The 9,095-nt window shown below is 65.3% G+C and carries 12 protein-coding genes; 8 read left to right on the top strand and 4 right to left on the bottom strand.

The genetic code is table 11. From position 1 onward, the window contains the following. The 8 genes from ACFZPT_RS15850 to ACFZPT_RS15815 all read left to right on the top strand — a co-directional run. Positions 1-880: cytochrome D1 domain-containing protein (locus ACFZPT_RS15850; protein WP_379555487.1), on the top strand; the 880-nt coding region annotated here is incomplete at its 5' end. A 1-nt stretch (position 881) separates the two neighbouring features. Further along, positions 882-1,340 (top strand): Lrp/AsnC family transcriptional regulator, encoded by a 459-nt coding sequence (locus ACFZPT_RS15845; RefSeq protein WP_034098492.1) that lies wholly within the window; start codon positions 882-884, stop codon positions 1,338-1,340. After that, positions 1,337-1,852 carry an AsnC family protein gene (locus tag ACFZPT_RS15840; RefSeq protein WP_379555486.1) on the top strand — a complete coding sequence of 172 codons (516 nt, stop codon included), beginning with the start codon at positions 1,337-1,339 and terminating at the stop codon, positions 1,850-1,852. Before ACFZPT_RS15845 ends, ACFZPT_RS15840 begins: the two co-directional genes overlap by 4 nt. Continuing rightward, a complete protein-coding gene (locus tag ACFZPT_RS15835; protein WP_034114062.1) occupies positions 1,845-2,288 on the top strand; it encodes an Lrp/AsnC family transcriptional regulator in 444 nt (147 codons plus the stop codon). The genes ACFZPT_RS15840 and ACFZPT_RS15835 overlap by 8 nt, the downstream gene beginning before the upstream one ends. After that, the gene (locus ACFZPT_RS15830; protein ID WP_034098495.1) at positions 2,263-2,763 is read left to right on the top strand and encodes an Lrp/AsnC family transcriptional regulator; all 501 of its coding nucleotides are present in this window, start codon (positions 2,263-2,265) and stop codon (positions 2,761-2,763) included. Before ACFZPT_RS15835 ends, ACFZPT_RS15830 begins: the two co-directional genes overlap by 26 nt. Before the next feature lie 13 nt (positions 2,764-2,776). Continuing rightward, positions 2,777-3,955 carry a heme d1 biosynthesis radical SAM protein NirJ gene (gene nirJ, locus ACFZPT_RS15825; RefSeq protein ID WP_034114063.1) on the top strand — a complete coding sequence of 393 codons (1,179 nt, stop codon included), beginning with the start codon at positions 2,777-2,779 and terminating at the stop codon, positions 3,953-3,955. Between the two features lie 43 nt (positions 3,956-3,998). Then, entirely contained in the window at positions 3,999-4,820 is an 822-nt protein-coding gene (gene cobA / locus ACFZPT_RS15820; protein ID WP_034114064.1) for a uroporphyrinogen-III C-methyltransferase, read from the top strand. Continuing rightward, the gene (locus tag ACFZPT_RS15815) at positions 4,817-6,271 is read left to right on the top strand and encodes a nitrite reductase (RefSeq protein WP_034114066.1); all 1,455 of its coding nucleotides are present in this window, start codon (positions 4,817-4,819) and stop codon (positions 6,269-6,271) included. Before cobA ends, ACFZPT_RS15815 begins: the two co-directional genes overlap by 4 nt. On the opposite strand, the gene ACFZPT_RS15810 is transcribed toward ACFZPT_RS15815, so the two are convergent. The 4 genes from ACFZPT_RS15810 to ACFZPT_RS15795 all read right to left on the bottom strand — a co-directional run bounded on the left by ACFZPT_RS15810 (position 6,268) and on the right by ACFZPT_RS15795 (position 9,080). Continuing rightward, the gene (locus ACFZPT_RS15810) at positions 6,268-7,524 is read right to left on the bottom strand and encodes a coproporphyrinogen III oxidase (protein WP_034114068.1); all 1,257 of its coding nucleotides are present in this window, start codon (positions 7,522-7,524) and stop codon (positions 6,268-6,270) included. The genes ACFZPT_RS15815 and ACFZPT_RS15810 overlap by 4 nt on opposite strands. Before the next feature lie 77 nt (positions 7,525-7,601). Next, a complete protein-coding gene (locus ACFZPT_RS15805; RefSeq protein ID WP_034098503.1) occupies positions 7,602-8,045 on the bottom strand; it encodes a membrane protein in 444 nt (147 codons plus the stop codon). Positions 8,046-8,112: 67 nt separating this feature from the next. Continuing rightward, entirely contained in the window at positions 8,113-8,634 is a 522-nt protein-coding gene (locus tag ACFZPT_RS15800; RefSeq protein ID WP_034114070.1) for a putative natural product biosynthesis protein, read from the bottom strand. 62 nt (positions 8,635-8,696) lie between these two features. Then, complete coding sequence (locus ACFZPT_RS15795; protein ID WP_034114072.1) at positions 8,697-9,080, bottom strand: DUF2946 domain-containing protein; 384 nt, start codon at positions 9,078-9,080, stop codon at positions 8,697-8,699. Positions 9,081-9,095: the final 15 nt, after the last annotated feature.

Genomic DNA, 9,095 nt, shown 5'->3' with positions numbered 1-9,095 from the left:
GACTGAGCCCTGTAGAGTACAGAGCCCGTTCCGCTGTAGCCTAGACAATTACTGTCCAACTTTTGGGGCGCACTTCATCAAGGTGTTCGATGCCGTCACCTTGGAGCAGGTCGCCGACATTCCCGCCACGCCCCTGGCCAACGGCAAACGCTCGCGGGTGGTGGGGCTGGTGGACGCGCCGGGGCAGCGTTTCGTGTTTAGCCTGTTCGACCCCGGCGAGATCTGGAGCGCGGACTTCAGCCACGGCAACACCCCGACCCTCACCCGTTTCACCGGCATCGGCGAGCAGCCCTATGACGCACTGATCACCGCCGACGGTCGCTACTACATGGCCGGTCTGTTCGGCGAGGACGGCATGGCCCAGCTCGACCTGTGGCACCCGGAGCGCGGTGTGCAACGGGTACTCAAGGACTACGGACGCGGCCAGGCCAAGTTGCCGGTGTACAAAATGCCGCACCTGGAAGGCTGGGCCGTAGCCGACAACCAAGCGTTCGTGCCCGCCGTGGGCCGACACCAGGTGTTGGTGATGGACGCGCGCAGTTGGCAGCAGAGCGCCGCGATCGCCGTGGCCGGCCAACCGATCTTCGTCACCGCACGGCCGGATGGGCGCCAGCTGTGGGTCAATTTCGCCTACCCGGACAACGACCGCGTGCAGGTGATCGACAGCGAAACCCACCAAGTGGTCGCCGACCTGCGCCCCGGCCCCGGCGTGCTGCACATGGAGTTCACCGGGCGCGGCGAACAGCTGTGGCTGTCGGTGCGCGACGGCGAGCAGGTGCAGGTCTGGGACCCGTATCGAATGACCTTGCTCAAGACCTTGCCGGCCTTGAGCCCCAGCGGAATTTTCTTCAGCACTCGTGCACAAAAAATGGGGTATTGAGATGGACCTTGATCGACTCAGCCAGCACTTGATCGAACGCTACCAGCACGGCATGCCGCTGTGCGCCGAACCGTACCGGGAAATGGCCCAGGTCTTGAAATGCAGCGAGGCCGAACTGATGACCTGCCTGCAACGCCTGGAACTGGCCGGCGCCCTCTCGCGCGTCGGCCCGGTGTTCGAACATACCCGCGCCGGTGCCAGCACCCTGGCCGCCTTGGCAGTCCCGGCCGAACGCCTGGAACAGGTGGCGGCGCGGGTCAGCCAATACCCGGAAGTCAATCACAACTACGCCCGCGAGCATCACTACAACCTGTGGTTTGTGGTGACCGGCCCGCACCGTCAACATCTACAGCAGATCCTCGATGAGCTGGAACAAGACACCGGCCTGACACCGCTGGATCTGCCGATGCTCAGCGCCTACCGCATCGACCTCGGGTTCTCCCTGGGAGGGCATCCGTGATCGCGCCGCTGACCCAGGAGCAGATGCTCGACCTGCGCCAGTGCCTGGAGCGCGGTTTGCCACGGGTCTCGCGGCCTTACGACGCGCTGGCGGAGCAGATCGGCGCCCATCACGACCAGGTGTTGCAGCAAATGCAGCACTGGCATGAACAAGGCTTGTTCCGGCGCGTCGGGCTGGTACTCAACCATCGCGCCCTGGGTTTTGTGGCCAACGCCATGCTGGTGCTGGATGTGCCGGATGCCTTGGTGGATAACGTCGGCCAGCGCCTGGGCCGCGCGCCGGGGGTGAACCTGTGTTACCAGCGTCCGCGACGCCTGCCGCAGTGGCGCTACAACCTGTTTTGCATGGTCCACGGCCGCGAGTGCGCGGTGGTCGAGGCGCACATCGAGACGCTATTGGCCGAGCACCTGCTCAACGACCTTCCCCACCAGGTGCTGTTCAGTACCCACGCGTTCAAACAATGCGGCGGACGTTTTGCGCCGCCACCGTCGCAGGTGTGGGCCCATGGATGAACGGGATCGCCAATTGATCAATCGCCTGCAACACGGCCTGCCCCTGGTACGTCAGCCCTGGCAGTCAGTGGCGCAGGAACTCGGCTGCGCCCCCGGTGAGGTACTCGACCGCCTGCACGCGTTGCTTGAAGACGGCGTGCTCACCCGGTTCGGCCCGATGTTTGATATCGAGCGCGTCGGCGGGGCATTCACCTTGGCCGCGCTGGCAGTGCCCGAGGCGCGCTTCGATGCCGTCGCCGCGCAGCTAAACGCCCTGCCCCAGGTGGCCCACAACTACCGCCGCGAACATGCCTGGAACATGTGGTTCGTGCTGGCCTGCGCCAGCCCTGAGGAACTCGACGCCACCCTGTCGCGCATCGAAACCCTGACCGGGTTGACGGTGCTCAACCTGCCCAAGGAGCACACCTACCATGTCGGTCTGCATTTCCCGGTCTGACAGCCCCCTGGCCCTGCGGCTGATCGCCCTCACCCAAGACGGCCTGCCGCTGCTGGAAGACCCGTGGGCGTGGCTGGCCGAGCAGTTGGGAATCAGCGTCGAGTCGACCCTCGACCTGCTCAAGCGCCTGCAAACCGAGGGCGTGATTCGGCGTATCGCGGCGGTGCCCAACCATTACCGCCTGGGCTATCGGCATAACGGCATGACTGTGTGGGACGTGGCCGACGAGCAACTGCCGCGCCTGGGCGAACTGATAGGCGCGCAGCCGTTCGTGAGCCACTGCTACCGCCGCCCCCGGCGCGTGGGCTGGCCCTACAACTTGTTCGCCATGGTGCATGGGCGCAGTCGTGAAGAAATCGACAGCTACCGCGAGCACCTGCGTTTTTTGCTTGCCGATGCCTGCCGCGCCGACGAGATGCTGGTGAGCAGTCGCATCCTGAAAAAAACCGGCCTGCGCTTGCCGCCGGCGCACTGAAAAGGAATAGCCCATGCTGCGAATCAGTCAGTACTTGCGCACCCTGGCCGGCCAATGCCCGGCGCCGCGCGTCTCGGCCCCCGGCAGCGAGCGGCCGCCAGTGGTGATCTGGAACCTGCTGCGCCGGTGCAACCTGACCTGCAAGCATTGCTATGCCACCAGCGCCGACAGTGTGTTCCGCGATGAGCTGGACACCGCCACCGCGCTGCGGGTGATCGATGACCTGCACGAAGCCGGCGTGCGCGTACTGATCCTTTCCGGCGGCGAGCCGCTGCTGCGCGCAGATATATTCCAGCTGAGCGCCTACGCCCGCGACAAAGGCTTTTTCGTGGCGTTGTCCACCAACGGCACGCTGATTGATGAGCGCAATATCCAGCAGATTGCCGACGCGCATTTCGACTACGTGGGCATCAGTATCGATGGCCTGGAGGCGACCCACGATGCCTTTCGCCAGTCACACGGCAGCTTCCAGCGCTCGTTGCATGGCATACGTCTGTGCCGCGAAGCAGGCATCCGCGTGGGCCTGCGGACCACCCTGACCCAGGATAACCACGCGCAGCTGCCGCAATTGCTCGCGCTGATGCGCGCTTACGACGTGCAGAAGTTCTACCTGTCGCACCTCAACTACAGCGGGCGCGGCAAGCGCAGCCGCCAACTGGACGCGCACCGGCAGATCAGCCGCGACGCCATGGCGCTGATTTTCCAGCAAGCCTGGGAGGACATCGAAAACGGCGTGGCCAGCGATTTTGTCAGCGGCAACAACGACGCCGACGCGGTGCTGTTGCTGCAATGGGTACATCGCCATCTGCCTGAGCATTACCCGCAGCTGGAGCACCTGTTGCACGGTTGGGGCGGCAATGCGTCGGGCTGCGGCATCGCCAATATCGACAACACCGGCGAGGTGCATCCGGACACCTACTGGTGGCAGCACTCGGTGGGCAATGTGCGCAACACCACGTTCCGCCAGCTCTGGCTCGACCAACCCGACCCCTTGCTGCAACGCCTGCGCGAATACCCGCGCCGCATCGGCGGCCGCTGCGCCGAGTGTCGCTGGCTGCCGATCTGCAACGGCAACACCCGTACCCGCGCCTGGGCCGATGGCGACCTGTGGGGCCCGGACCCGGGTTGCTACCTGAGCGACGATGAAATCGCCATGCGCTCGCCCAACCTGATTCCGTGCTCCACCCGGTGACACAACCGGAGCAGCGCTCCTGATGATCGACCAAGGATGTCCCATGCACACCACTGCCCTCCCCCCCAGCCTGCACAGCCCGTTGCACCCCGGTGAAGTTGCGCTGGTGGGCGCCGGACCCGGCGACCCACGCCTGCTTACCTTGCGCGCCTGGAGCCTGCTGATGCAGGCCGATGCCGTGGTGTTCGACCGGCTGATCAGCGCCGAACTGCTCACGCTGATCCCGCTCACCTGCGCCCGCCATTACGTGGGCAAGGCCAGCGGCCATCACAGCCTGCCCCAGGATCAACTCAACGAACTGCTGGCGGAACTGGCCGGCGAAGGCCAGCGCGTGGTGCGCCTCAAGGGCGGCGACCCGTTTATTTTCGGGCGCGGCGCCGAGGAGCTCGAATACCTGCTGGCGCGGGATATTCCGTGCCAAGTGGTGCCAGGGATCACCGCCGCGTCCGGGTGCAGCGCCTACGCCGGAATCCCGTTGACCCATCGCGATCTGGTCAACTCGTGCCGTTTCGTCACCGGGCACCTGCAGCGCGACGGTGCGCTGAAATTACCCTGGGCCAGCCTCGCCGAGCCGAGCCAGACCCTGGTGTTCTATATGGGCCTGTCGAACCTGGCGCTGATCGCCGAACACCTGGTGGCTGCCGGTTTGTCGGCGGATACCCCGGCGGCGCTGATCAGCAACGGTGCGCGCGCCGATCAACAAGTGGCCCGTGGCACCTTGCGCCAGTTGCCGACCCTGGCCGCCGGCTGCGAACCCGGCGTGCCAACCCTGACGGTGATCGGCCAGGTCGTGGACCTGTTCGCCGGCGCCGCCCTGCACTTCCCGGCCAGCCTGGCAGCGCCGCGCGCAGCGGTGGCGGTATGAAACGCCTGCTGCTGGTGCCGCTGTTGTGGGCCAACGTCGCCCACGGTACGCCGGCCGAGGATTACCGCCAGTACTGCGAGCAGTGCCACGGCCTCAACCGCATCGGCGCCACCGGCCCGGCGTTGTTGCCCGAAAGCCTGGGGCGGATCAAGCCCGACGAGGTGCGCCAGGTGATCCGCGACGGCCGACCCGCCAGCCAAATGGCCGGATTCGCCGCGCAACTGAACAGCGCGCGCATCGACGGCCTGGTGGATTTTCTGCAACAGCCGCCGGCATCGCCACCGACCTGGGATGCCCAGGCGATCCGCGCCAGCCACACCGTACTGGCGGACCTGAGCCAACTGCCGACCACCCCGCAGCACCACGCCGACCCGCTCAACCTGTTTGTGGTGGTGGAATCGGGTGACCACCATATGGACATTCTCGACGGTGACACTTTCAACGTGCTGGACTGCTTCCCCACCCACTTCGCGGTACACGGCGGGCCGAAGTTTTCCCCGGATGGGCGCTTTGTGTACTTCGCCTCCCGGGACGGCTGGATCAGCCAATACGACCTGCATAACCTCAGGCTGATCGCCGAAACCCGCGTTGGCCTCAACACTCGCAACCTGGCGGTGAGCAAAGACGGGCGCTGGGTGCTGGCGGGCAACTACCTGCCGGGCAATCTGGTGTTGCTGGATGCGCGCGATCTGTCGCTGGTCAAGATTCTGGACACTGGTTCGCGGGTCAGCGCCGTGTACACCGCACCGCCGCGCAACAGCTTTATCGTCGCGCTCAAGGATCTGAACGAGGTGTGGGAACTGGCGTATGCCGACGCGCAACCGCGCTTCGAGCCCCGGCGCATCCAGGCCCAGGACGTGCTCGATGACTTTTCGTTTTCTCCCGATTACCGACAGTTGGTCGCCACCTCGCGCAAGGCCGGGGGCGGCCAGGTAATCGACCTGGACAGCGGCGCGGTGGTCACCGATATCCCGCTGGCGGGCATGCCGCACCTGGGCTCGGGCACCTATTGGCAACGCGATGGGCACTGGGTGTTCGCCACACCGAATATCAGCAAAGGGCAAATCTCGGTGATCGACCTGAACACCTGGGCGCTGATCAAACAGATTCCCACCCTGGGGCCAGGCTTCTTTATGCGCAGCCATGTGAACTCACGCTATGTGTGGAGCGACGTGTTCTTCGGCCCGGACAACGACGCCATCCACCTGATCGACAAACAGACCCTGGAAATCGCCCACACCTTGCGCCCGGTGCCGGGCAAGACCGCCGCCCATGTGGAATTCACCCGCGACGGGCGCTACGTGTTACTGAGCATCTGGGCCACGGACGGCGCGTTGATCGTCTACGACAGCCAAACCCTCAAGGAGGTCAAGCGCCTGCCCATGAACAAGCCGTCGGGCAAATACAACGTGGGCAATAAAATCGAGTTCGCCGAAGGCACCTCCCACTAGGCCTGTTCGAACAACCCACACAGCTCATCCACCTGCCGGCGCCCGTCCGGCAGCACACACAGAAACTGCGCCGACAATTCGATCAGGCCGTCCCGCGCCCATTGCTCCAATAGCGGCCAGAGCGTGGCGAAATACTGGGAAAACACCAACCCGTAACGCCGCTCAATCGCCTGGATATCCAGTTCCAGGTCGCAGGCCAAGCGCTCCACCACGTATTCGCGCAACCCGTCGCCGACCTGGCGTTGCCAGCCCTGGCAGGTGGGGAGCTGGCCATTGTGCAGGGCTTGGGCGTAGGCAGGTTCGGTGCTGCTGTTTCGCGCGCACAAGCCGTCGATCTGGCTGATGGCGCCCAGGCCCAGGCCGATATGGTCGCAATAGCCGTGCAGGGTGAAGCCTTCGCTGGTGCGGCTCAGGCGGCCGCGCTCCTGGGCCTGGATCAGGTCGTCGTCGCCACGGGCAAACAGGCCCAGGCCGATGTAGTGGTAACCCGCCGCGCCGAGGCGCTCGAAGCACAACTGGCGCATCTGGGCTTTATCCGCCGCGCTGCATTGCGCCTGGGCAGGCTGGGCCAGATAACGGCTGGGCGGCCGGGCGTAGTCAAACACCTGCAGGCGGTCCGGCTCCAGGGCGATCAGGCTGGCGAGCTTGGTATCGAAGCTGGCGAGGGTCTGCCAGGCGCTGCCGTAGCCGAGATCGACGCTGACCGAACGGAAATCGAAAGTGCGCGCCGCATCGATCAAGGACTGGATCGGCGCAGGGTCGCGGTACCAGGCCAGGGCGTGCACCCCTTCGGCACGCGCGTCGGGCACGCCGATACAGACGTGGTTGAAGCCCAGGTCGCGCAGCAGACCCATGCCGGCCCAATCGGTGTGGTACGGGTCGAGGTCGATGCCGTAGTCACCACGGCCGGGGGCGAGAAAATGAAAGCGCTCGCGCATGGCCGCCATCAGCGTTTGTACCGCGCCGATGCTCGCCGCGCCGCGCCACTGGAAGTACTCCAGCGGCTGGCGAGCGCCCAGGTGGCAGCCGACCAGCTGGATCTCTTGGGCCAGGCTGCGTGAGTACTCGTCACTCGGTGGGTTGGCCGGCCAATGCAGGGTCACGGCCAGCGGGCGTTGCCGTTGGCGGCTGGTGCGCAGGGCGCGCAACATATCCAGGGAGCCTATGCCGGGGTGGAAACGGCGGATATCGGCCTGGCCATTCAGGTCCAGCACGCCTGGACCGTGACGAGCGAGGGGGATGACAGTGTGCATGGCAGGCTCCGGATCAAGGGGCGGTGAGCCATTGTCCGGCGGCGGGCCTCGACGCACCTTGATGTGCATCAAGGGCCCTACCAGCTGAGGTAGAACATGCTCTTGGCCAACAGCACGATGGCGACCATATGCGCAAACAGACTCAGGTGTACCCCGCGCAGGTAGCGCTCGCTGGCGCGGCCACGGCGCATAAGCAGTAAGGTCGTCACAAAATGCAGCAGCACACTGGCGGCCAGTAGCAGTTTGAGCGAAAGCAACATGCCAAAGGACGACGCCGTAGGCGCGGCCAGCACCGGCAGGTAGCGCAGCCAGACCATCCCGAGACCGGCACCGAACAGCACCAACAGCACCCACGGCATCAGCGCCCGGGCGCGGCGGCCGATGCCTTGTTCCACCAACACCCGCGCCCGGGCGGGCAATTGCGCCTGTACCTTGGCCAGGATCAGCACTTCGAAAAACACCGTGCCGATAAAGATCAGCGCCGCGAACAGGTGGGCCAACAGAAACAGCAGATAGAGCATGATGGCCTCACAGGTCGCGCCGGGATTGCAGTGTGGCGCGCGCGGCGGCGGGCCACCTTGATGCCGATCAAGTCAGCACCTGCCAGCCGCAGCACTCACCGCGCCGGCTCAGCGGGCTCCAGGCGAAATCCCAGCCGGACGCTGGCAATGGCGGTTGCTCAACGGCGGCGGGCGGCGTGACTTTCCAATCGAATACCCGCAGCGCGCGCCACGCCAGCACGATGCCCTCGGCCTGGCTGTGGTCGGTATTGATCCAACTCGCCGCAGCGGCGGCCATGAACGCTTCGATGGGTTCTTCATTGATGCGCGTGCGGTAGGCCGAGCCGAGCAACCAACGGCATACGTTCAGGTGGTAGGTCCAATCCGCGGCCGGCTGGTTGCGGTAGGCCCAGGTCATAAAGCTGCGAAACAGGTTCAGGCCTTCGGGCGGGTCGAGCTTGAGCAGCGCCGGGCAGATGTCGAACAGGCTGTGCCAATACGGCAACAGACGCGCGTCCAAGTGGACGAAACAGCGGGCATTACTGGGGTATTGCGCAGGCGCCGGTGCTGCACGCAGGCGCAGGGCGCCGGCTGGCGATGGATGATTCATGGAACGCACTCACACTCGTGACGATAGAACGCCCCCTGGTCACAAGGGGCCCAAGGCACACGTCAGCAGGCGGGAGAAGCGCGGGGGTTGGCCGAGGGCCAGGCGTAGCGCGGCGGCGCTTTGTTGCGCTGGGTATGGGCTGCGCGCGGGGTTTGACCCAGGCCGAGCAGCCAGGCCAAGCCGATCAGGAACACCAGGGCGACGGTCAAGGCGGCGCACACCGGGCAGGCAAAGTAGTTCGAAATGTTGCTGGAAGCCGCGTCGCCCGACCCTTTATCGGAAAGTGGCGCCGGTTTGCCGTCCACCGAACAGAACGCCCCGCCGATTCCATTGAGCTGCTGGCCGAGCATCTGGCCATGGCTCAAACCGCACACGAACAGGTTCATCAGCACGCAGCAGTACAGGATCCAGGCGATCAGCGAACGGTCGGGCAGGCTCAATTTCATGGCCGCGACTCTACC

The organism is Pseudomonas sp. MD330_10 (assembly GCF_042610415.1).
Lineage (GTDB): Bacteria > Pseudomonadota > Gammaproteobacteria > Pseudomonadales > Pseudomonadaceae > Aquipseudomonas > Aquipseudomonas rhodesiae.
This window is presented reverse-complemented; position numbering and strand designations above follow the sequence as displayed.

Coding starts and splice junctions, on each gene's coding strand:
- ACFZPT_RS15845 (WP_034098492.1), top strand. CDS start 882: ATGGACCTTGATCGACTCAGCCAGCACTTGATCGAACGCTACCAGCAC.
- ACFZPT_RS15835 (WP_034114062.1), top strand. CDS start 1,845: ATGGATGAACGGGATCGCCAATTGATCAATCGCCTGCAACACGGCCTG.
- ACFZPT_RS15830 (WP_034098495.1), top strand. CDS start 2,263: ATGTCGGTCTGCATTTCCCGGTCTGACAGCCCCCTGGCCCTGCGGCTG.
- nirJ (WP_034114063.1), top strand. CDS start 2,777: ATGCTGCGAATCAGTCAGTACTTGCGCACCCTGGCCGGCCAATGCCCG.
- cobA (WP_034114064.1), top strand. CDS start 3,999: ATGCACACCACTGCCCTCCCCCCCAGCCTGCACAGCCCGTTGCACCCC.
- ACFZPT_RS15815 (WP_034114066.1), top strand. CDS start 4,817: ATGAAACGCCTGCTGCTGGTGCCGCTGTTGTGGGCCAACGTCGCCCAC.
- ACFZPT_RS15810 (WP_034114068.1), bottom strand. CDS start 7,524: ATGCACACTGTCATCCCCCTCGCTCGTCACGGTCCAGGCGTGCTGGAC.
- ACFZPT_RS15805 (WP_034098503.1), bottom strand. CDS start 8,045: ATGCTCTATCTGCTGTTTCTGTTGGCCCACCTGTTCGCGGCGCTGATC.
- ACFZPT_RS15800 (WP_034114070.1), bottom strand. CDS start 8,634: ATGAATCATCCATCGCCAGCCGGCGCCCTGCGCCTGCGTGCAGCACCG.
- ACFZPT_RS15795 (WP_034114072.1), bottom strand. CDS start 9,080: ATGAAATTGAGCCTGCCCGACCGTTCGCTGATCGCCTGGATCCTGTAC.